This window comes from Streptomyces sp. NPDC002004 (genome assembly GCF_053593975.1).
In genome coordinates this window covers 19,677-40,204 of the sequence record NZ_JBSFDP010000018.1, presented here as the reverse complement: position 1 = coordinate 40,204, position 20,528 = coordinate 19,677, and the positions used below count along the sequence as shown (strand labels likewise).

The 20,528-nt window shown below is 70.6% G+C and carries 18 protein-coding genes; 13 read left to right on the top strand and 5 right to left on the bottom strand.

Annotated features, from left to right (window positions below):
* The first annotated feature begins 261 nt into the window (after nucleotides 1-261).
* Both ACWCP6_RS24255 and melC2 read left to right on the top strand, forming a co-directional pair.
* Nucleotides 262-786 (top strand): tyrosinase family oxidase copper chaperone, encoded by a 525-nt coding sequence (locus tag ACWCP6_RS24255; protein ID WP_450934624.1) that lies wholly within the window; start codon nucleotides 262-264, stop codon nucleotides 784-786.
* A 37-nt stretch (nucleotides 787-823) separates the two neighbouring features.
* Entirely contained in the window at nucleotides 824-1,642 is an 819-nt protein-coding gene (gene melC2, locus ACWCP6_RS24250) for a tyrosinase MelC2 (RefSeq protein WP_450934623.1), read from the top strand.
* Nucleotides 1,643-1,853: 211 nt separating this feature from the next.
* Here the strand turns inward: melC2 and ACWCP6_RS24245 are convergent, their stop codons facing one another.
* Both ACWCP6_RS24245 and ACWCP6_RS24240 read right to left on the bottom strand, forming a co-directional pair.
* Nucleotides 1,854-2,687 carry a maleylpyruvate isomerase family mycothiol-dependent enzyme gene (locus tag ACWCP6_RS24245; protein ID WP_450934622.1) on the bottom strand — a complete coding sequence of 278 codons (834 nt, stop codon included), beginning with the start codon at nucleotides 2,685-2,687 and terminating at the stop codon, nucleotides 1,854-1,856.
* A 269-nt stretch (nucleotides 2,688-2,956) separates the two neighbouring features.
* Complete coding sequence (locus tag ACWCP6_RS24240; RefSeq protein ID WP_450934621.1) at nucleotides 2,957-3,424, bottom strand: YybH family protein; 468 nt, start codon at nucleotides 3,422-3,424, stop codon at nucleotides 2,957-2,959.
* Nucleotides 3,425-3,786: 362 nt separating this feature from the next.
* On the opposite strand from ACWCP6_RS24240, the gene ACWCP6_RS24235 reads away from it, so the two are divergent.
* The 4 genes from ACWCP6_RS24235 (at nucleotide 3,787) to ACWCP6_RS24220 (ending at nucleotide 8,758) form a co-directional block, all read left to right on the top strand.
* Nucleotides 3,787-5,229 (top strand): family 2B encapsulin nanocompartment shell protein, encoded by a 1,443-nt coding sequence (locus ACWCP6_RS24235; protein ID WP_450934620.1) that lies wholly within the window; start codon nucleotides 3,787-3,789, stop codon nucleotides 5,227-5,229.
* Nucleotides 5,230-5,245: 16 nt separating this feature from the next.
* On the top strand, nucleotides 5,246-6,295 hold the full coding sequence (locus tag ACWCP6_RS24230; protein ID WP_450934619.1) for a family 2 encapsulin nanocompartment cargo protein terpene cyclase: 1,050 nt from the start codon (nucleotides 5,246-5,248) through the stop codon (nucleotides 6,293-6,295).
* A 33-nt stretch (nucleotides 6,296-6,328) separates the two neighbouring features.
* Nucleotides 6,329-7,225, top strand: a complete 897-nt coding sequence (locus ACWCP6_RS24225) for a geranyl diphosphate 2-C-methyltransferase (RefSeq protein WP_450934662.1) — start codon at nucleotides 6,329-6,331, stop codon at nucleotides 7,223-7,225.
* Between the two features lie 456 nt (nucleotides 7,226-7,681).
* Nucleotides 7,682-8,758: a hypothetical protein gene (locus ACWCP6_RS24220; protein ID WP_450934618.1), complete on the top strand. Its 1,077-nt coding sequence runs from the start codon at nucleotides 7,682-7,684 to the stop codon at nucleotides 8,756-8,758.
* Between the two features lie 66 nt (nucleotides 8,759-8,824).
* On the opposite strand, the gene ACWCP6_RS24215 is transcribed toward ACWCP6_RS24220, so the two are convergent.
* Nucleotides 8,825-9,658 carry an alpha/beta fold hydrolase gene (locus ACWCP6_RS24215; RefSeq protein WP_450934617.1) on the bottom strand — a complete coding sequence of 278 codons (834 nt, stop codon included), beginning with the start codon at nucleotides 9,656-9,658 and terminating at the stop codon, nucleotides 8,825-8,827.
* Nucleotides 9,659-9,720: 62 nt separating this feature from the next.
* Here ACWCP6_RS24215 and ACWCP6_RS24210 point away from each other — a divergent pair, with 62 nt between their 5' ends.
* Nucleotides 9,721-10,191, top strand: a complete 471-nt coding sequence (locus ACWCP6_RS24210) for a MarR family winged helix-turn-helix transcriptional regulator (RefSeq protein ID WP_450934616.1) — start codon at nucleotides 9,721-9,723, stop codon at nucleotides 10,189-10,191.
* Nucleotides 10,192-10,438: 247 nt separating this feature from the next.
* On the opposite strand, the gene glgX is transcribed toward ACWCP6_RS24210, so the two are convergent.
* Nucleotides 10,439-12,559 carry a glycogen debranching protein GlgX gene (gene glgX, locus ACWCP6_RS24205; RefSeq protein ID WP_450934615.1) on the bottom strand — a complete coding sequence of 707 codons (2,121 nt, stop codon included), beginning with the start codon at nucleotides 12,557-12,559 and terminating at the stop codon, nucleotides 10,439-10,441.
* A 413-nt stretch (nucleotides 12,560-12,972) separates the two neighbouring features.
* Between glgX and ACWCP6_RS24200 the strand changes: the two genes are divergently transcribed.
* Complete coding sequence (locus ACWCP6_RS24200) at nucleotides 12,973-13,662, top strand: GAF and ANTAR domain-containing protein (protein WP_450934614.1); 690 nt, start codon at nucleotides 12,973-12,975, stop codon at nucleotides 13,660-13,662.
* 123 nt (nucleotides 13,663-13,785) lie between these two features.
* On the opposite strand, the gene bla is transcribed toward ACWCP6_RS24200, so the two are convergent.
* Complete coding sequence (gene bla / locus ACWCP6_RS24195; RefSeq protein ID WP_450934613.1) at nucleotides 13,786-14,703, bottom strand: class A beta-lactamase; 918 nt, start codon at nucleotides 14,701-14,703, stop codon at nucleotides 13,786-13,788.
* 131 nt (nucleotides 14,704-14,834) lie between these two features.
* Between bla and ACWCP6_RS24190 the strand changes: the two genes are divergently transcribed.
* The 5 genes from ACWCP6_RS24190 (at nucleotide 14,835) to ACWCP6_RS24170 (ending at nucleotide 20,452) form a co-directional block, all read left to right on the top strand.
* Nucleotides 14,835-15,848, top strand: a complete 1,014-nt coding sequence (locus tag ACWCP6_RS24190) for a LysR family transcriptional regulator (protein ID WP_450934612.1) — start codon at nucleotides 14,835-14,837, stop codon at nucleotides 15,846-15,848.
* A complete protein-coding gene (locus ACWCP6_RS24185) occupies nucleotides 15,845-16,780 on the top strand; it encodes a serine hydrolase (RefSeq protein WP_450934611.1) in 936 nt (311 codons plus the stop codon). The genes ACWCP6_RS24190 and ACWCP6_RS24185 overlap by 4 nt, the downstream gene beginning before the upstream one ends.
* Nucleotides 16,781-16,970: 190 nt before the next feature.
* Nucleotides 16,971-18,326, top strand: coding sequence for a flavin monoamine oxidase family protein (locus ACWCP6_RS24180; protein WP_450934610.1), 1,356 nt, complete (start codon nucleotides 16,971-16,973; stop codon nucleotides 18,324-18,326).
* Nucleotides 18,327-18,467: 141 nt separating this feature from the next.
* Nucleotides 18,468-18,932 carry a hypothetical protein gene (locus ACWCP6_RS24175; protein ID WP_450934609.1) on the top strand — a complete coding sequence of 155 codons (465 nt, stop codon included), beginning with the start codon at nucleotides 18,468-18,470 and terminating at the stop codon, nucleotides 18,930-18,932.
* Nucleotides 18,933-19,381: 449 nt separating this feature from the next.
* Nucleotides 19,382-20,452: a zinc-binding dehydrogenase gene (locus ACWCP6_RS24170; protein ID WP_450934608.1), complete on the top strand. Its 1,071-nt coding sequence runs from the start codon at nucleotides 19,382-19,384 to the stop codon at nucleotides 20,450-20,452.
* Nucleotides 20,453-20,528 lie beyond the last annotated feature (76 nt).

Below are 20,528 nucleotides of genomic sequence, written 5' to 3'. Positions count from 1 at the left end.
CGGGTGCAAGCGGCGTGGAGCAGCCGGGCTTCCGGTTCCCCCGGAGTGTCCGGGAGGCGATCGGACAAGATCTTCGCCGTTGAACACTCCACTTCCGTTGGGTGACTGTCTTGTTCACGTCGCCGCACGCCCAGGCCTCCCACGCGCCGCGCCCACCACTGCCAGCATGGAGCGCGACGGAACGATCACGTTCCGTGTCGAGGAAACGATTCTTCCGCGCAGGATCCGACCCTGCCGCGGACTGACGAGAGGAGCAGGACCGTGCAACGTCTCACCCGCCGCGATGTGGTTCGGGGAACCACGTTCGCGCTGGCAGGTGCCGTGGTTGCCGGGCCGACCGCTGTCGCCGCGGCAACAGCGTCACGGGCCGGAACCGCCGTCCCGGCCGCGCGCACCGACCGGTCCGGCCAGGCCCCGGTGGGGCGGGCGGACGATGTGCCCGACGCCTTCGACGAGATGTACCTCGGCCGTCATATCGAGGGCTGGCCGGCCATGGGCGGCGAGGGCGGTCATGGGGCCCATCACATGCATGGTGGCGCAATGAGCACCAGCCGTGCCGGCGACGGCGCGCACCCGGGCCACGCGCATCGGAGCGCGGACGCACCTGCCGAGCCCGTGGAGTTCGTGGTCCGTGTGGACGACGACGACCTCCATGTGATGCAGAACGCCGACGGGACCTGGATCAGCGTGGTCAACCACTACCAGACATACGCCACACCCCGCGCTGCGGCCCGTGCCGCCGTGCGCGAGCTCCACGGCGCCTCACTCGTGCCCGTCGTCGCCTGAGAGCGCGCCCGAGACCCACCGGAAAAGGACCAGTCCCATGGCAGAACGCAGGAACCAGGCGGACTTGACCGCCACCGAGAAGCGCAACTTCGTCGACGCCGTGCTCGAACTCAAGCGCCAAGGGCGCTACGACGAATTCATCACGACGCACAACGCCTTCATCATGAGCGACACGGACAACGGCGAGCGCACGGGTCACCGCTCGCCATCCTTCCTCCCCTGGCACCGCCGGTTCCTGCTCCAGTTCGAGCAGGCGCTGCAAAGCGTCAACTCCTCCGTCACCCTCCCCTACTGGGACTGGACAGTGGACCGATCACCACGCAGTTCGCTGTGGTCGGACAACTTCATGGGGGGCGACGGACGCAGCGGAGACGGACGGGTCACGTCGGGCCCCTTCGCCTTCGGGAGCGGGAGCTGGCCGATGAACATACGGGTCGACGGCAGGACCTTCTTACGGCGCTCGCTGGGCGCAGGAGTCACCGAGCTTCCCACCCGTTCCGAGGTGGACACCGTGCTCGCCATGACCACGTACGACGCCGCCCCCTGGAACAGCGGCTCCAGTGGCTTCCGCAACAACGTCGAGGGGTGGCGCGGCCCGAATCTGCACAACCGCGTCCATGTGTGGGTCGGCGGCCAGATGACCACCGGGGCGTCGCCGAACGACCCGGTCTTCTGGCTCCACCACTGCTTCATCGACAAGCTGTGGGCCGACTGGCAGAGCCGCCATCCGTCGTCCGGCTACCTGCCCGTCACCGCCCCGCCCAATGTGGTGGGGCTGCGGGACACGATGAAGCCGTGGAACGACGTCACACCGGAGGACATGCTCGACCACACGAAGTTCTACACATACCGCTGATCCGGACGCCGGGCGGTCTCCGTACCGCCCAGCGCACAGACGGGTCCGGCGGGCCTTGTGGGGGGCCTGCCGGACCGCACCACGCGCGGGCGCGGGGGCGAGCGTCCCTCCCCGATGGGGAGTGCTTCCCGCGCACGCCTCGGGTCTGCTCGGCGCGCGCCCCGGCGGCTGCGCCACCACTCACCCGTCCGCGCACAGAGGGCGTCCCGGGTCAGGGCGCGATGAACAGGGTCGGAAAGCGGAGCGCGAGCCACGGCTTGCGTCCCCGGGCGAACACCCGCCCGCCGCTCATGGCTCGCCACGGGCCTCGTCGGCCCAGCGCCATGAGGAGGAACGTGACGGGCTCGATGAAGATGGTGCAGTCCGAACGGTCCGGCGGCCCGGGGGCGACGTCGACCGCGCCGTCGGCGAACGTGACACCGAACTCCGGACCGCCCCAGAGGCGTATGCCGTAGGAGGCCGTCAGCCCGGCGGCGGCGTCGGCATTGACGACACGGGGCATGGCCGTCAGCAGGAACGGCACGCACAGTCCGGCTCGGGCGCGGTCGATCATGTGCGGGCGGTCGACGGCGCGTGCGAGGTCGTAGCCATGACCCAGCATGTGTGTGAGCAGGTACGAGGACAGCACGGTCTGGTCCATCGGGCCCAGCGGGGTGACGAGCGTCCGGCCGGCGGTCCCGTACGTCTCGGCCCGGGCTGCGGCCTCCAGAAACGCCTCGGCCTGCTCCACGATCATCTCCGCCAGCGGCTCCGCCGCTCGCTCGCCGAACGCCGTGAGGGCCTCGGCGTTGGCGGCGGCGAGGCTCTGGGGCGTGCCGTCCCCGTACGGGCGCTCACGACCGGCGACGAGGTCCGCCATCAACTCGTTGGCCTGTGCCAGATGGGCGGCCGCCTCGCCCAGCGACCATTCCGACCCCGGCACGGGAACGCCCGTGTCGGCCGCACCGCGCAACAGGGCGGCGATGGCTTCGGCGGTGTCCCGTATCGCCTGCCCGAGCCCTTCGGGCAGGACACCCCTGGCGTCCAGCCGCGTCCCCGGTTCCACGCCGCCTGCTCCCCTTCCGCCCGCCGCGCATGTAGCGCATGTAGCGCATGTAGCGCGCCACCCAACCAGACGGGGAACCGTCCGACAAGAGTCCGCACGCCGCCGCCGGCCTCGCCCCGTCCGGCGGACGGTCGCCGGTCGGAGCCGGCGGTGCGTCATCAGCCCCGGGAGGGGGTCTCTTGTCTCACGGGCTGCCCGGTGACGAGACCGCTCGCACTCGCTCACCACCGTGGCGTTCCATTCCCCGTCGATGGGGGCCGCTGCGCGGCCTATTGCCGAGGGGGCGTGAGGCCCGTCTCCGGGTCATCGTTCACGAGTGTGCTTTCCTCCCGTGCGTCCATATAGAGGTCGGAAACGACGACCCAGTGACCTCCCTGCCTGTGCAGAACCTTGATCGAGTAATTTCTGCGCAGCGGAAGGTCTTCGCCTTCGCGGGTCTGCTGCCCCTCCCGTTCGATGTACGTCTTGACGACGACGACGTCGTCGGTCACCCAGCGGAGCTGCGCCTGTGGTGACCCCACCTGCCTGCCCGAAGAGAAATGCGGATCGGCGAAGAGCTTGCGCAGGTAGCCGACGATGACGTCCCTGCCGCGCAGCGTGGTCCCGAAGGCGTTCGTCCAGTCCGCGTCTTCGGCGTAGACGTCCCTGAATACGTCCGCTTTCAGCTCACGGAACCCGATGGCGATCGAGCGGATCCGGTTCCGGATCTGTTCTTCGTCGGCATCCCTGTCATTCATTGCCTTCTCCAGGTTGGGGCCTGTGGATGGCGCCGAAATACGCACCGGAGTGCACGCCGGGATGGTTCGGGGAGGCTCGAAGGGCGTGGGCGGTGCGGGGTCCCCGCGGTGCAGCCGTGGACACGGCCCGGGAGGCGGGTCCCGCCCGTGTGCCGGGGGGCGGGATCGGACGACCGGCGCGCGATCACTCGCCCTCGATCCATATGCCTCATTATGCAGGTTTTGCACCCCCTGTAGCGCAAACCGCCCCTTCCACGCCGTACCCGGCAGCCCCTCCCGCCTGTTTGGCTTGTCCACGCGCATCAGGAGCACCACCATCACCGACCGCTCCGCCCACCCTCGTTCACCTCCCGGGAGGGAATGTGTCCGTACCGGAAAGCGCCACGGGTCAAGCCACCGGAGAACCCGGCCCCGGAAGCGCCGCCGGCACCCACCTCACCAGTCTCGGAACCCAGGCGGCGCGCCAGCTCGCCACCACCACGAAGTCCGAACCCCAGATGCAGGCCATCACCTCGCGGTGGCTGCTGAAGATGCTGCCCTGGGTGGACGTCAAGGGAGGCACCTACCGGGTCAACAGGCGCCTCCAGCTCAGCGTCGGCCGGGGCCGCGTGCAGTTCGAGCAGAACGGCGCCGACGACATCAAGGTCATCCCCGAGACGCTCACCGAGCTGCCGGGCCTGCGCGGCTACGGCGACATGGACGTCCTGAAGGAGCTCGCCACGCGCTTCCGGGTGCGGGACGTACGCGCCGGGCAGGTCCTCTTCGAGGCCGGTCAGCCCGTCACCGAGGCGTATCTGGTGGCTCATGGACGGTTCACCCGCTTCACCGCCGGCAAGTACGGCGAGGAGGAGGTGCTCGGCGTCGTCACCGACGGGGACCAGATGGGCGACGAGGCCATCGGCCAGTCGGACCCGCTGTGGCTGAGCTCGGTGCGGGCCGAGACCGCGGGCGTGGTGCTGGTCCTGCCCTGGGGCGTCGTCTCGGAGCTCACCGACCGGGCGCCGTCCCTCGCCGCGCACCTCGATGCGTACGCCGAACGGCAGCGACTGCCCATGAACCGCAAGGGCGAGGCCGAGGTCCCGGTGCAGGCGGGTCACGTGGGCGAACCGACACTGTCCGGCGGCTTCGTCGACTACGAGCTGGCACCCCGTGAATACGAACTGTCCCTCACCCAGACCGTGTTGCGCGTGCACACCCGGATCGCCGACCTCTACAACGACCCGATGAACCAGACCAAGCAGCAACTGCGCCTGACCGTGGAGGAGATCCGCGAACGCCAGGAGTGGGAACTGCTCCACAACCGCGAGTTCGGTCTGCTGCACAACACGGACTACGGCCAGCGCATGAGCACCTTCTCCGGTCCCCCGACCCCGGACGACCTCGACGAACTGCTCTCCATGCGCCGTAAGACACGCCTCTTCCTCGCCCATCCCAAGGCCATTGCGGCGTTCTTCCGCCAGTGCAACCGGCGCGGCCTGGTTCCGGGTACCGCCGACGTCGACGGGCACGGGATCCCCGCCTGGCGCGGCGTACCGATCTTCCCGTGCAGCAAGATCCCCATCAGCCCGCAGCACACCAGCAGCATCATCGCGCTGCGCACCGGCGAGGCCGACCAGGGTGTGATCGGTCTCCACCCGACCGGAATCCCCGAGGAGTACGAGCCCGGTCTGAACGTGCGGTTCATGGGCATCGACAGCGCCGCGATCATCCGCTACCTCGTCACCGCCTACTACTCACTGGCCGTCCTCGTCCCCGACGCCGCGGGGATCCTGGAGAACGTTCAGATCGGCCGGACCGCCGAATGACGGGACGGAGCACCGCATGACCACGGCCCCAACGTCGGAGCCCTCATTCGAACTGCCCGGCCCCCCGGACCTCGCGGGCACCCTGCGGTCCCGGCGCGGCGGGGCGGTCCCCGGGCTCAGACACCGGCCCGCCGCACCCGCCGACCCGGAGAAGGCCGCCGAGATCGACCGCAGGCTCGAGGCCTGGGCCCGTCGGCTCGACCTGTTCCCCGAGACATGGATGGGGGACTTCTCAGGCTTCCAGTTCGGCCGGGCCGTGGTGCTCCAGCACCCCGGCGCCGCCGACCTCGAACGGCTCACCGTCGCCGGCGAACTCCTCCTCGCCGAGAACGTCGTCGACGACTGCTACTGCGAGGACAGGGGCGGATCACCCCGCGGCCTCGGCGGCCGTCTGCTCATGGCCCAGTCGGCCATCGACCCCTACCACGGTACTCCGGAGCTCCAGGAACAGTGGCTGCTCGGCATGCAGGCCGACGGCCCCCTGCGGTCCTACCACTGGGCCATGAAGGACTACGCCTCCTTCGCCACCCCCAGCCAGACCGCCCGCTTCGTGCACGACATCGCGCGCCTCCACCTCGGCTACCTCGCCGAAGCCGCATGGACCGAGGCCCGCCACATGCCGCGGGTCTGGGAATACCTGGTGATGCGCCAGTTCAACAACTTCCGCCCCTGCCTGTCCGTCGTCGACGCGGTCGACGGCTACGAGCTGCCGGACGCGCTCCACGCCCGCCCCGAAATCCAGCGCATCACCGCACTGGCCTGCAACGCCACGACGATCGTCAACGACCTCTACTCCTTCACCAAGGAACTCGCCAACGACCCCACCCACCTCAACCTGCCGACGGTCGTCGCCGCCAACGAACAGTGCGGGCTGAAGGCGGCGTACCTCAGGAGCGTGGAGATCCACAACGAGATCATGGGGGCGTTCGAGGAGGAAGCAGCCCTGCTGTCCGCCACCTCGCCCCTCGTCGAACGCTACGCCCGGGGTCTCGCCGACTGGGTGTCCGGCAACCATGAGTGGCACGCCACCAACAGTCACCGCTATCACCTGCCGGACTACTGGTAGCACCAGGCAGAGCAATCCGTGATCCGACGTCATATGCACCGCAAGGAGTCCCTGTTGACCCTCACCCACTCCAGCACCACGGCAGTCCCGGTACCGACCCAGTCCACGTACCAGACGCGCGTCGCGGACTACTGGAACGCCGAGGAGAATCCGGTCAACCTCGAACTCGGCAAGATCGACGACCTCTACCACCACCACTACGGCATCGGGGACGCCGACGAGTCGGTCCTCGACGAACCGGATCCCGACCTGCGCCGCGAGCGGATCACCGCCGAACTGCACCGTCTGGAACACGCCCAGGCCGAACTCCTCGCCGGCCGGCTCGGCCCCCTCTCCCCCACCGACCGCGTCTTCGACGCGGGATGCGGCCGCGGCGGGGGGAGCATCGTGGCTCACCTGCGGTACGGCTGCCGCACGGACGGTGTCACCATCTCCGCCAAACAGGCCCACTTCGCCAACGAGCAGGCCCGCAAGCGCGGTATCGGCGACAAGGTCCGCTACCACCACCGCAACATGCTCGACACCGGTCTGCCGACCGGCGCCTATGCGGCGTCCTGGAACAACGAGTCCACCATGTACGTGGAGCTGGACCTGCTGTTCGCCGAGCACGCCCGTCTGCTGCGCCGCGGCGGACGCTACGCAGTGATCACCGGCTGCTACAACGACACGTACGGACGGGCCTCCCGCGAGGTCTCCCTCATCAACGCCCACTACATCTGCGACATCCACCCGCGCTCGGAGTACTTCCGTGCCATGGCCCGCCACCGCCTCGTTCCCACCCATGTCGAGGACCTCACCCAGGCCGCCCTCCCCTACTGGGAACTGCGCAAGAAGGCCGACCACCTCGTCACCGGCATCGAGGACACCTTCCTGACCGCCTACAAGAACGGCAGCTTCCAGTACCTCCTGATCACTGCCGACCGCGTCTGACGCGGTACCGGGGACACGGTCCGGCACCTGCGCCCACCGCGCGGTGCCGGGCCGTCCGACACCGTCGGGGCGGCGGAGGCTCACCACCTCCAGGGCCGCCGCGGTCGCCGCCACCCTCCTTCAGCCTGAGTGCGTACGCGGGGCCCTGCAACCGGCGCATCGTCGCGGGCGCAGGTCACCGGGCCCCGGTGCGGTCGCTCGCGTCGTCACGTCGCGGCCGACCAGGGCGTGTGCACGGCGCAGGCAGGACACGGTTGGCGCCGGGCCGGGATCACGGTCCCGATTTCGACGATCCGGGCGAGAAGAGGTCTCTGCCCGGCTAGAGTTGCCTATGGGATATTTTTCCGCCAGCTTGGATGATGTCAGCAGCATATGAGGGGCCCGGCCCCCGCCGAGTTGGCTCTCCCCCGTCATCGAAGCACTCCGGTGCGCAGGGTCCGAAGTGGGGGCGACATCATGACACGCAAGGTGCAGCACCTGTCCGCAACGGCACGGCGGACGGCCGCGAGATCCGCGGTGGTGGCCGCCGGGCTGGTCCTGGCGGTGGGGACCGCCGGGAGCGGGCAGGCCGCGCCCGTGCCGACGGCGGCCCGCCCGGGGAGCGCGCCGGCCTGCGGCGCCACGACCACGGCATCGTCCGCGGCGACAGCGCAGGCCTCCGGAGAAGGGGCGAAGGCGGAACCGACCGCAGCGGTCACCGGCAATGCGGGGCAGAAGCTCTCCTACAGCCTGGCCCCGGAGGCTCCAGTCGGCCTGTGGACGGGGTCGAGCGTCACCCTGCGTACGCCGGTGTCCAGGGGCACCGTCCGCCTGGATGTCACCACACACGGGTTCAGTGCCGCTTCCCTGATGATCCAGCGCTACGTACAACAGACGCATCGCTGGGTCGACCTGGACACGAAGCCGGTCGGCGACGACCACCCGGACAGCGGCGTGTTCACCTTTCCCGTCTCCGTGTCGGCGAGTCCCGGACACCCCGTCACGGTGCCCCTGCGCGTCCAGGACATCGACCGCCCCGGCACGTTGAGCGTGGCGGCCTCGGTCGACGACGGCCGCGGCCACACCTATCGCGCACCCGTGCGCAAGGCCGTCGTCGACCGGCCCACGGTCGACGTGACCGGCTGGCCGCGCGGCACTTCGCTGGTCCGGGGCGGCGCGGCGAAGGACTTCACGCTCACGGTGAAGAACACCACCAAGCGGGCCTACCCGGCGCTGAATGCCTCGTACTTCGCCTACGGCCAGAGCGGCAGCCACATCCTGTCGCCCGAGGACCTGGTCCTCCAGGAGTACCTGCCCGGCCACGGTTGGCAGCGCCTTCCGCTGAAGCAGGGCAGCTGCGACCCGGGGATGAGCACCAGGCTCAGCCCGACGGCCAGGACGCCGCTGGCTCCCGGCGCCACCGCCACCTACCGGCTCCGCCTGGCCGTGGCCCGGACCGCGCCGGTCCCCGATGTCGACGCGGGTGTGTCGGTGTCGACGGGTGACACCTCCTTCTTCTACCGGGCGCTCCCGTTCGCGATCCGAGCCCGGTAGCGCCTGACGCCCACCGCGGCCGCGGCACCCGAACCGTGGGTGCCGCGGCCGCAACGTTGCGCACTGTCAGCCCAGGAAATCCATCAGCCGGTCGTTCAGCCGCTTCGGCGCGGAGAGCGGCAGGGAGTGGTGGGTGGCTCCGGGGAGCACTGCCACCTCGCCCTGCGAGAGCGTCCGGCGGGCCCGGTCGGCGACCTTGCCGGTGCGGTGGGCGCGGCTGTGCTCCGCGAGGAGGACCAGGACCGGCATGCGGAGGTCGGAGGTCCGGGGGCGGCCGCCGGCGACGAGCTTGCGGCCGGGCACGGTGGCGGCCAGCGCGTAGAGGCGCTGCCAGGTCTCGTCCGGATCGGTACCTGCCGTCTCCCAGGCCAGGAAGTCGCGGGCGCGGGCCTCGCTCGGACGGATCAGGGTGGGCAGGGCGCGCAGCAGGTAGCCGGGGCGGAACCCGGCGAACACCTGGGTGGGGTCGACGAGGGCGAGGCGGTCGACCCGCTGCGGCGCATGCAGTGCGTATCCGGCGGCCAGCCAGGCGCCGTACGAGTGACCGCACAGGTGCGTGCGGTCGAGCCCCAGCCCGTCCAGGAGCGCGTCCAGCCAGGCCGTCAGATCGGCCGCGCTCCTCAACGGTGTGCCCCGGCGTTCGGTGCGGCCGGCGTCGCCCACCAGATCAACCGCATGGACCCGGTACCGCTCGCCGAGGGCCGGTGCGTTGGCGAACCAGACCAGGCCGGTGGCGGAGCCGCCGGGCAGTAGCACCAGTGATCTGCCGTCCGTCGGTCCGTACGTATGGACCCGGGTGCGCCCGTACGGCGTGGCGACGTCGCGCTCCTCGGTGGAGTCGGGCCAGCGCGCGCGAAGCTCGTCGTAGGCGAGGTCGAAGGCGGTCGGGGACACGGGCATTCCTCTCGCTGAGCGATAATCTCGATGAGCGAGATATTACGCAGGAGTCCGAGGGAGCGTGCATGGACGATCAGAGCCCGGCGATGCGGCTGGTTCACCTGCTGCGCGCGGTCACCGTGGAGTTCGACCTGCTCGGCGCCGAGTTCGCCGCACACCATGGGCTGCATCCCACCGATGTGCGCGCGCTGATCCATCTGCTGGATGCGGCACGGGCCGGTACCAGGGCCACGCCCGGGTGGCTGGGCGAGCAGCTGCGCCTGAACTCCGCCGGGACCACCGCGCTGGTGGATCGGCTGGAGCGGCTCGAACTGGTCCGGCGCAGCAGGGACACGGCCGACCGGCGACGCGTGCTGCTGGAGGTGGAGGAGAAGGCCACGGAACTCGGGTGGACCTTCTTCGGCCCGGTGATCGACGAGGTGGTGGTGGCCGCGGAGGGCTTCGAGGCGGGCGAGTTGGAGACGGTGCGTCGCTTTCTGACCGCGGTGCTGGAGTCCACCGGGCGGGCGCGTTCAGTCCGAGAGGGCATCGGCTGACGGTTCCGGTGATGCGGGGCGGGGCGGCAGCACCCCGTCCACTCCTCGTCTCCGTCGTCCTGGTGCGGCGCGTCCGGGGCGCGCAGCGGGCGCAGGCCCTGGCCGTTGTCGCCGGACCGCACAGGACCACGGCATTGGGCACCGGCCCGAGGGCGGGGCGCCGGGCTTCCCAGCCCTCGCGGTACGCCGGTGGTGTGGCACACGACAGCGCCTCACGGTCGGCCCGTGCCCCCGTAGGGGCACGGGCTCAGGCGTCCTCCGCCGTCGGGGCGCGCATCAGGACGATCAGGCTCCGCGCCTGGACGGTGACCCGGGCACCGGCCTTCACCTCCGTCTCGTCGCTGTCGCCGGCGGGTTCGGCCGTGTCCACCCGGACGAGCCAGTTCTCGCCGTACGCCCTCGTGGGCAGCCGGAACGCGACCGGCTCGTGATGGCTGTTCAGCAGCAGGAGAAAGGTGTCGTCGACGACCCGTTCACCGAGGTCGTCCGGCTCGGTGATGGCGGAACCGTTGAGGAACACCCCGACGGCACGGGCGTCCGGCCGCTGCCAGTCCTCCTCCCGCATCTGCTCGCCGTCCGGGCGGAGCCACAGCAGGTCCGCGACACCGCTCCCGTCGGGCTCGCCTCCGAAGAAGCGCCGCCTGCGCAGCACCGGATGCCCCGCCCGCAGCCGCACCAGCCGCCGTGTGAACTGCAGCATCAGCCGCTGGTCCTCGTCCGGGTCCCAGTCGACCCAGGACAGAGGGCCGTCCTGGCAGTAGACGTTGTTGTTGCCCTCCTGGCTGCGCCCCATCTCGTCGCCGTGGGCCAGCATCGGCACCCCCTGGGAGAGCAGCAGGGTCGCCAGCAGGTTGCGCTGCTGACGTGCACGCAGCTCCCGCACCTCCTCGTCGTCCGTGGGACCTTCGGCGCCGCAGTTCCACGAGCGGTTGTGGCTCTCGCCGTCGTTGCCGTCCTCGCCGTTGGCCTCGTTGTGCTTGTCGTTGTACGAGACCAGGTCGCGGAGGGTGAATCCGTCGTGTGCGGTGACGAAGTTGACGCTCGCCCGCGGACGGCGGCGGCCGTCCTGGTACAGGTCGGACGAGCCGGTCAGCCGGGAGCCGAGCTCGGCGAGGGACGACGGCTCACCGCGCCAGAAGTCCCGCACCGCGTCCCGGTAGCGGCCGTTCCACTCGGACCACAGGGGCGGGAAGTTGCCGACCTGGTAGCCGCCCTCTCCCAGGTCCCAGGGCTCCGCGATCAGCTTCACCCGGCTGACCACCGGGTCCTGCTGGACCAGGTCGAAGAAGGCGGAGAGCCGGTCGACCTCGTGGAACTGCCGCGCCAGGGTGGCGGCCAGATCGAAGCGGAAGCCGTCGACGTGCATCTCGGTCACCCAGTAGCGCAGCGAGTCCATGATGAGCTGGAGCACGTTGGGGTGCCGCATCAGCAGGCTGTTCCCGGTACCCGTGGTGTCGTAGTAGTGGGCGCGGTCGCCGTCCACGAGACGGTAGTAGGCGGCGTTGTCGATGCCCCTGAAGGACAGTGTCGGGCCCTGTTCGTTGCCTTCCGCGGTGTGGTTGTAGACGACGTCGAGGATCACTTCGATGCCCGCCTCGTGCAGGGCCTTGACCATGCTCTTGAACTCGGTGACCTGCTGGCCCCGGGTGCCGGTGGAGGCGTAGGCGTTGTGGGGCGCGAAGAAGCCGATCGTGTTGTAGCCCCAGTAGTTGGACAGGCCGCGCTCACGCAAGTGCCCGTCCTGGACGAACTGGTGGACCGGCATCAGCTCGATGGCCGTCACCCCCAACGACGTCAGGTGCTCGACGACCGCCGGGTGCCCGAGACCTGCATAGGTGCCCCGGACGGCTTCGGGCAGCGCGGGGTGAGCGGCCGTCAGACCCTTGACGTGGGCTTCGTAGACGACGGACTCGTGGTAGGGCCGGCCGGGTGGACGGTCGTTCCCCCAGTCGAAGAAGGCGTTGGTGACCACGGCCAGCGGTGTGTGGCCGAGGTTGTCCGTGCGGTCGGGCTCCTCCGGGCGGTCGAGCCGGTGTCCGAACAGGGAGGGGTGGCCGTCGATCTGGCCGTCGACCGCCTTGGCATAGGGGTCGAGGAGGATCTTGGCGGGGTTGCAGCGGTGGCCCTCGGACGGCTCGAAGGGGCCGTCCACCCGGAAGCCGTAGCGCCGACCGGGTTCCACGCCCGGCAGATAGGTGTGCCAGACGAAGCCGTCGACCTCGGTGAGCGGGACGCGCTGCTCCGTGCCGTCGTCGTCGATCAGCGCGAGTTCCACGCGCTCGGCCACCTCCGAGAACAGTGCGAAGTTGGTGCCGGTGCCGTCGTACGTGGCACCGAGGGGATAGGGACGACCGGGACGAGTCTTCACTCTGCGAACGTAGCCGCTTCCGCTCCGTCACAGGAGAGGCTGTGGTACGCGTCGCCGGAGCCGGGGGCGTGCCGTCCACCGGAGGGCCGAACTGGCCGGCGCGCGATACCCACGAGCCCGGGACACCGCGCTGCGATTCCCGCGGACGGAGTCGCGGAGGCCGCGGAGACCGCGAGGGCGGGGCGCGCCACCGCTGCCCGCGGCGGCTCCCTCGTGGCGGGCGACGATCAGGGGCGGCAACGGCCCTCGTATCTCCTGCACCATCCGGGTCCACCGGGGCCGTACGCAGCTGATGCGCGCGGCGCCCGGGTATGGATGAGCAGATCGTGCCCCGGTCATCGGCCGTCCGGAGAACCGACGGCATCGACAGGTGCGGACCTGTGGGCGCTCCCATGGGTGGGACGGAGGACGGTATGGACTGGCGCGTATTTGCGCAGCAGATGGCATCGATGGCGCGGGAGCTGCTGGCGGAGGAATCAGTCCACGACACGCTGGAGAGAATCACCGGCTCGGCCCTCGAACTGGTCGAGGGCTGTGACGCGGCGGGCATTCTCATCCTGCGCGACAGGGCGGTGGAGACCCTCGCCCCCACCGACAATGTGGTCCTGGCCAGCGACCGGTTGCAGGAGCGCCTGAGAGAAGGCCCCTGCTTCGACGTCGCCGTCAGCTCCTCGGAGGAACGCGTGTTCAGGATCGCCGACTTCTCCGAAGAACATCCTCGTTGGCGTCGATACGTGCCGCAGGCCCGCGAGCTGGGGCTGGGCAGCATGATGGGCTTTCTGCTGTACACCGAGGACGAGGACCTCGGCGCGTTGAATCTCTACTCACGCCGTCCCGGTGCCTTCACCGAGGCCAGCGAGACCGCCGGCTGGCTGCTGGCCTCGCACGCCGCGGTCGCCTTCTCCAGCGCACGCACCCAGGCCCAGTTGGAGCAGGCCGTCGCCACTCGCCACACGATCGGCGAGGCCATGGGGATTCTCATGGGCAGCCATCATCTGAACGAGGACCAGGCCTTCGCCGTCCTGCGGCGCTACTCGCAGGAGAACAACGTCAAGCTCCGGGAGCTCGCCCGCCAGATCTGCGAACGCGGCAGCCTCGACTGAAGCCTTGCGGGCCCACCGCGACAGCGGCGCGACGCGAGCGGGACGGTGTGCGGCGGGCGGACGACGGCCGTTCGTGGCGCTCGGGACTCACGGGAGCCCTCGCCGCCCGGCATGTACGGGTCGTCACTCCCCCGCTGCGAGGGTGCGCGCGATGACGCGTGCCGCGTCGGCGATCAGCCCGTTGTCCACCGTCGCGTCCCGGGTCTCCCTGGACGACAGCACGGCCAGCACGATCGGTGTCTTCCTGGACGTCCAGGCGACGCCGATGTCATGGGCGGAGGCGTATTCCCCGGTGCCCGTCTTGTCCCCGACGACCCAGCCGTGCGGCAGCCCGGCGCGGAACCGTTCACCGCTCGTGGTGTTGCCCTTCAGCCAGGTGACGAGCTGTTCCCGGTCGGCGTCGGCCAGTGCCCGGCCGAGGGTCACCTGCTCGAAGCTCCGGCCGATGGCCTGCGGTGTGGTGGTGTCGCGCAGGTCGCCGGGGACGGCGGTGTTCAGATCGGTCTCCCATCGGTCGAGTCGGCTGACCGGGTCACCGAGCGACCGGAAGAAACGCGTGAGACCGCCCGGACCGTCGATCTGGCGCAGCAGGAGGTTCCCGGCGGCGTTGTCGCTGTACTGGATCGCGGCGGCGCACAGGTCGCCCACCGTCATGCCGGTGTCGACGTGCTTCCCGGTGATCGGAGAGTTCGGCAGGACGTCCGCCGGCGGATAGTGGATCGCCTTGTCCAGCGGCGCGCAGTGGCCGTGGTCGCGGAGGACCGCCGCGGCTGCGAACGCCTTGAACGTGGAACACATCGCGAACCGCTCATGCGCCCGGTAGGACAGGGTCTGCCGCGTACGGACGTTGTGGGCGTGGACGCCGAGGCGCGCGGCGTACCGCCGCTCCAGCTCACGCAACTCGGCTCCGGCGCCGTGCGGTCCGGAGTACCCCGTGGCCGATGCCGCCCGAGCGGATACGGCGGGGACGGCGAGGGCGGTGGTGAGGGCAACGCCGGCCTTGAACAGACGGCGCCGCGGCAGGGGGGTGGCACTGGTCATGTGCAGAGTTCTCCCGTTGGTCGGTCGTGGATTCCTCGGGCGTTCGACGGGGCACAGCGAATCAGCAGAACTCGATCCATGTCCAAGAGTGAATGTTGAAGGCCGCATAACTTATTGCTATGAATGGAGGGATGGACCTTCTCGCGCACCTCGAGGCGTATGTTGCGGCCGTCGACGAAGCGAGCTTCTCGCGTGCCGCCGAACGGCTCGGGATCGCGCAGCCCCTGCTCAGCCGCCGCATCAAGACGCTCGAAGCGCACTTCGGCACCCTCCTGTTCGACCGTTCGCGGCGGCAGGTCGCGACCACCGACTTCGGCGTGATCCTGCTGCCGTTCGCCCAGGACGTGCTGGACCGGGCGGAGCGGCTGATGCACGTTGCCGGGTCGGCCCGGGAGTCGGCGGTACGTACGGTCGGGGTGCCCTCGGACTGCCGCCCGACGGCGCTGGCGCGCATCATCCGCGCAGGTGTCGAACAGGGCACCACGCTCGGCGTGCACGAACTGCCGCCGGACGAACGGGTGGCGGGTCTGGCGGACGGATCGCTGGCGTATGCGGTGCTGCGCGTCCTACCGGAGAACGCCGCATTTCACGTGCCGCTCGGCCTGGCGTCCGCGCCTGCGGCGAACGCACAGTCCGGTGCGCATCCTGCGCCGGCCGAGGCAGCGCCGCGGCTCCGCCCGCGCTCGGTCCACCTGGAGGACCTGCGGCCGCGACGGACCGGCGGTACGACGGGTGAGCGGCGGGCCGCGCTGCCACTTCTCACCATGACGGAGGATCAGATCCCGTACGCACAGGCACGTCTTGAGCGTGCGGTCGCCCGTGCCGGGCTGCCCGAAGGCCTGGTCCGTCCGGCCGGGCCGATGGCGACCGCGCTGGCCGAGACCCTCGCCGGGCGGGTGACGCTGCTGTGCACCGAGCCGTTCGCGCGGCAGCACGGGGCGGGCTGGGCGCCGTTGGCCGACGCGTCGCTGCACCGGGGGTACGACCTGGGGGCGTCACGGCATCCGCAGGACATGGCGAACGTACCGGACTGGCTGGCCGCGATCCTGGCGGCCGCGGTGGGTGAGGCGACGACCGTGCAGGCCACCGCGGATTCCGCGGCCGTGGGCGCGGACGCCCTGTCACGCCTGGCGGCACGCGGATGAGCGCCCGCCCCGCACTCCGCCCGGCCTACGTAGCCGGCGACGGCGCCCTACTCGACGTCGCCCAGGCGATCGCCGCGGACTGGGCGGCCCTCGGTCTGCGCGGATCATTCCTCGCGCGCAATATCGACACCGGTGAGCACCTGGGCTTCGACGCCGACGAACCGATACCGCTCGCCTCCGTGGTCAAGGTCCCCCTCGCGCTCGTGGCGCTGGACCGGATCGCCACCGGGGATCTCGACGCGGCACGACCTGTGACCGTCGATCCGGCCACCAGCAGTGTCGGGCACACCGGCCTTGCGGCATTCCGGCACCCGGCCATCGTGGCCGTCGGAGACCTGCTTCTGCTGATGCTCACGGTGAGCGACAACGCCGGCGCCGACGCCCTGTTCGACCTGGTCCCGGTGGAGGACGTCGACGCCCGGCTGCGCGCGTGGGGATGTTCCGGCATACGGGTGCGGCATCGCATGAACCGCATGTACGAATGCGCCGTGGGCGCCGCGGGCAGTGACTTCTCGCTGGCCCAGGAGATGGCCGTCCGAGAGGACCACTCGGGGCGGCACACCATCGAGACGCTGGATCCCGCCCACGCCAACCTCGGCACGGCCACCGCGCTCGTCGGGCTGCTGGAGCGGGTGTGGCGGGACGAGATCGCCCATCCCGGCGCGACCGCCGAACTCCGCAGGCTCATGGGCCTTCAAGTGTTCACCCAGCGGCTGTCGAGCGATCTGCGCGTGGACTCGATCCGGGTCAGCGGCAAGACGGGGACCTTCCTCCATCTGCGGCACGAGATCGGCGTGGTGGAGGCCGAATCGGGCGACCGGATTGCCATGGCCGCACTGACCCGCTCCGACCGCCGGGCCGGTCTGGCACCGGACATCGACCTCGCGATCGGCGCCGACGCGCGCCACGCGTTCGAGGCTCTGCGCCGCTGAGGCGGCTGACGGAAAGCCCGCGATCCGGGTTTCGATCGCAGCGACGCCGCACGCAACCGCCGACAGACAGACAGACAAGCAAGCAACGCGGACGAGCGGTTCACCCGGATGGTTCGGGATGGCACCTGGGCAGGTCACCCGCCGGGCGGGACGGGGCCGGGCCTGTGAGGCTGCACCGTGGAGGTGGGCCATGGAACGGGTGAGCGCGGACGTGTGCGTCGTGGGGGCCGGTTTCGCGGGTCTGGCAGCCGCACGGCACCTCGCCGGCACGGGGCGTGAGGTGGTGGTGCTCGAAGCCAGGAACCGGGTGGGCGGGCGCGTGTGGAACCGGGAGCTGCCCGACGGCACGGTGGTCTCCACGGGCGGCACCTGGCTGGGCAAGGGCCAGAAACGGATGTTCCAGCTCTGCCGGGAACTGGGGCTTCGGGTGTACCGCCAGTACGACGGGGGCGATCACCTCGTACGGCTGGACGGTCGGAACAACCGCTACCGGGGGAACGTCCCCAAGACCGGCCCGGCGGCGCTCGCCGCCCTGGGACTGTCGTTCGGGCGCCTGAACCTGATGGCGCGGCGGCTTCCGGTGGATGCCCCCTGGCGGGCCCGCACCGCCCGGGCGTGGGATGCCCAGACACTCGGGCAGTGGTTGTCCCATCCGCTCAACGTGCCCTCGTCCACCGCCCGCACCCTCCTGCACTCCACGATGAACCTGCTGTTCTGTGCCGACCCGGCGGAGGTCTCGCTGCTCGGCGCGCTGGTCCTGGCCCGAGGCGGCGGCGGTTTCGGCTACTACACCAGCACCCGGAAGACGGAATCCCACCTCGTCGACGGCGGCGCACCCGAACTGGCCCGCCGGATGGCCGAGCACCTGGGCGACGCGGTGCATCTGTCCTGCCCCGTCCGGCGGATCGCCCACGACAGCACCGGTGTGCTGGTCCTGTCCGACGCGCTGGCCGTACGGGCACGGCGGGTGATCGTGGCCGCCCCACCCGTACTGGCAGGCCGGATCGGCTTCGACCCACCGCTGCCCGCGACGCACAGCCATCTGCTCCAGCGCGTGGTGCCCGGGGCGATCATCCGCGTGCACACCCAGTACCCCGAGCCGTTTTGGCGACGGCAGCAACTGTCGGGACAGACACTCGCCCCCCAGTCGCCGGTCCCCATCACCATCGACCAGACACCGCGCTCCGGGCAGCCAGGAGTGCTCAGCAGCTATGCCTTCGGGACCGGGGCCGTACGACTGGGACGACTGGACCCCCAGGAACGGCAGGACATCTGGCTGGACGCGCTCGCCGAGCGGTTCGGACCCCAGGCGCTCCGCGCCACCGCCTACCTGGAGACCGACTGGTCCGCCGAACCGTGGTCCCTGGGCGGGATGATCGGGCACTTCCCGCCCGGCGCGCTGACCGCCTACGGCAGCGCGCTGCGCGAGCCGGTGGGGCGCATCCACTGGGCGAGCACCGAGTCGGCGACGCACATGCACGGCCTGATGGAGGGGGCCGTGCGCTCCGGCGAGAGAGCGGCCCGCGAAGTACTGGCCGCGCTCTGACCCCGGCCGTGTGCCGTGTGCCGTTTGCCGTGGAGGAACCTACGGCCACCCGGACGCGCCAGGCGACCCGCTCTGTTGGGCCACGGGGTGCTGCGGGCCGCCTCTCGAGGGCGGCGGTGACGCGTATGGAAGTCTGTCCGCATGGATTCGTTCGCCGACCGGCTTCGCGACGCAGGCGAGTGGTGGTCGGCCGCCGTCGAGGAGGCACAGGAAGGCCGCTGGGTCCGTGATGCCGTGGAACGGCAGGTGATGGCGGACATGCGTGCCGCCACCAACGCCCTGCACGGCGGCCGGACGGCCCCGTTCACGGAGGACTCGTGGCACGTGCGCATCGGGCGGATCGCCAACTGGGCCGGAGTACTCCGGCTGGCCGCCCGGGCAGGCGGGTGGGAACTCCGGCCCGTCGTCGGACGCAGCCCGACGCGCCCGGCGGGCATGGCCGAGCTGCTGTCCGGCATCTACGCGGTGGGCGAGCAGGGCGAGCTGTGGATGCGGCAGTTGCTCCGAGGGGGCGGGCCACCGCCCGGTCACGAGATCGCCGGGGCCGAGGGCTTCCTCACCGGTCCGGGGTCCATCGAGGATCTTGAGCTGTTCTTCTACGACTGAAAGCCGCCGCCTCTCGCCGGGGCACCGCCGGGACCTCCGCAGGACTCCGCCGGGCCGCCCGAGAGGACCCGAGGCGGCTGCCGCCTTGCCGGCGCCCGGTGTCGGCCGAACGGGCGGAAGATGACGTGCCCGCCGTCGCCCGGCCCCTGCTGCGGGAAGGGCGATGGCATGCGCCACCCACCCGACTCCGTCGCCGGGTACTCCGGTGCCCCTGGGCTCCTCGTCGGCGTGCCCGGCGGGCCGTGTCGACCGGGTGGGCCCTCTGAACCGGCGGAAGCGTCACGGGCGCGCCGACCGCCCTCGCTGCCGCCCGGCGGGTCCGGCAGCTGCCGGCTCCGCCGTCACCGACGGATCCGCGAGCACGACACGGACCGCGCCGGGGTCACCGAACGGGCCCGGGCCCACTGACGCTCCTTTCGCATTCCTCGCATCGAACGGCAGGTGGTCACGTGAGAGCCTTTGTTCTCCGGAAGGTCGGTGAAGTCGGCGTCATCGACAAGCCGATCCCCGAACCCGGCCCCAACGACGTGGTCGTGCGCACCACCGCGGCCTTGGTGTGCACGACCGATGTGCACGTCATGAGGGGTGTGATTCCGGTGGCTCCGGATGTGGCACTGGGGCACGAGGCGGTCGGTGTCGTCCATGCGCTCGGTTCGGCCGTCGAGGGACTGGCCGAGGGCCAGCGCGTCGCGGTGGCCGGGATCACGCCCTGCTTCCAGTGCGATTCCTGCCAGCGCGGATTCTCCTCGCAATGCCGAGGGAAGATGCTGGGAGGCGCCCAGTTCACCAATCGGCGGGACGGGACCCTGGCCCAGTACTTCCTCGTCAACAACGCCCAGGCCAACCTGGCGCCGATTCCCGACGGCCTGTCCGACCACAAGGCGGTCTACGCGACCGACATGCTCTCCACCGGCTTCGTCGCCGCCGAGCACGCGGAACTCGGGCTGGGCGAGACCGTCGCGATCTTCGCCCAGGGCGCGGTGGGACTGTCGGCGACGATCGGCTGCCGGCTGCGCGGCGCGGGCCTCATCATCGCCGTGGAGTCGGTGCCCGCCCGTCAGGAACTCGCCCGCCGCTTCGGCGCCGATGTCATCGTCGACTACACACGGTGCGATCCGGTCGAACGGATCCTGGAGCTCACGGACGGCGAGGGGGTCGACGCGGCCATCGAGGCGCTCGGCACGCCCCGGACCTGGGAGGCGTCCTTCCGGGTCACGAAGCCGGGAGGCCGCATTTCCAACGTCGGGTACCACGGGGAGGTGCCCGAGCCGCTGAAGATCCCCCTGGAGCCGTTCGGCTACGGCATGGCCGACAAGCAGGTCTACGGCGGCTTCAACCGCGGAGGCCGCGGATGGCTTCGGCGGATCTTCCGGTTGATGGAGACGGGAAAGGTCGATTCGACGCCGATGACCACCCACGAGTTCGGCTTCGACGAGATCGGACGGGCGTTCCGGATGATGGAGACGAAGGAGGGGGGAATCATCAAGCCGCTGATTCACTTCGACGCCTCCGGCGCCTAGGGCCTGTTGCGAAAGTCGATCTCCGCCGTGAATGATCACGCTGTGTCGGGCGTGGTGATTTGACGAGCGAGCAGTT

What these genes read in the sequence shown, in the direction of transcription:
- melC2 (WP_450934623.1), top strand. Translation starts at nt 824, where the DNA reads ATGGCAGAACGCAGGAACCAGGCGGACTTGACCGCCACCGAGAAGCGC.
- ACWCP6_RS24240 (WP_450934621.1), bottom strand. Translation starts at nt 3,424, where the DNA reads ATGAATGACAGGGATGCCGACGAAGAACAGATCCGGAACCGGATCCGC.
- ACWCP6_RS24230 (WP_450934619.1), top strand. Translation starts at nt 5,246, where the DNA reads ATGACCACGGCCCCAACGTCGGAGCCCTCATTCGAACTGCCCGGCCCC.
- ACWCP6_RS24225 (WP_450934662.1), top strand. Translation starts at nt 6,329, where the DNA reads ATGCACCGCAAGGAGTCCCTGTTGACCCTCACCCACTCCAGCACCACG.
- ACWCP6_RS24220 (WP_450934618.1), top strand. Translation starts at nt 7,682, where the DNA reads ATGACACGCAAGGTGCAGCACCTGTCCGCAACGGCACGGCGGACGGCC.
- ACWCP6_RS24215 (WP_450934617.1), bottom strand. Translation starts at nt 9,658, where the DNA reads ATGCCCGTGTCCCCGACCGCCTTCGACCTCGCCTACGACGAGCTTCGC.
- ACWCP6_RS24210 (WP_450934616.1), top strand. Translation starts at nt 9,721, where the DNA reads ATGGACGATCAGAGCCCGGCGATGCGGCTGGTTCACCTGCTGCGCGCG.
- ACWCP6_RS24200 (WP_450934614.1), top strand. Translation starts at nt 12,973, where the DNA reads ATGGACTGGCGCGTATTTGCGCAGCAGATGGCATCGATGGCGCGGGAG.
- bla (WP_450934613.1), bottom strand. Translation starts at nt 14,703, where the DNA reads ATGACCAGTGCCACCCCCCTGCCGCGGCGCCGTCTGTTCAAGGCCGGC.
- ACWCP6_RS24190 (WP_450934612.1), top strand. Translation starts at nt 14,835, where the DNA reads ATGGACCTTCTCGCGCACCTCGAGGCGTATGTTGCGGCCGTCGACGAA.
- ACWCP6_RS24185 (WP_450934611.1), top strand. Translation starts at nt 15,845, where the DNA reads ATGAGCGCCCGCCCCGCACTCCGCCCGGCCTACGTAGCCGGCGACGGC.
- ACWCP6_RS24180 (WP_450934610.1), top strand. Translation starts at nt 16,971, where the DNA reads ATGGAACGGGTGAGCGCGGACGTGTGCGTCGTGGGGGCCGGTTTCGCG.
- ACWCP6_RS24175 (WP_450934609.1), top strand. Translation starts at nt 18,468, where the DNA reads ATGGATTCGTTCGCCGACCGGCTTCGCGACGCAGGCGAGTGGTGGTCG.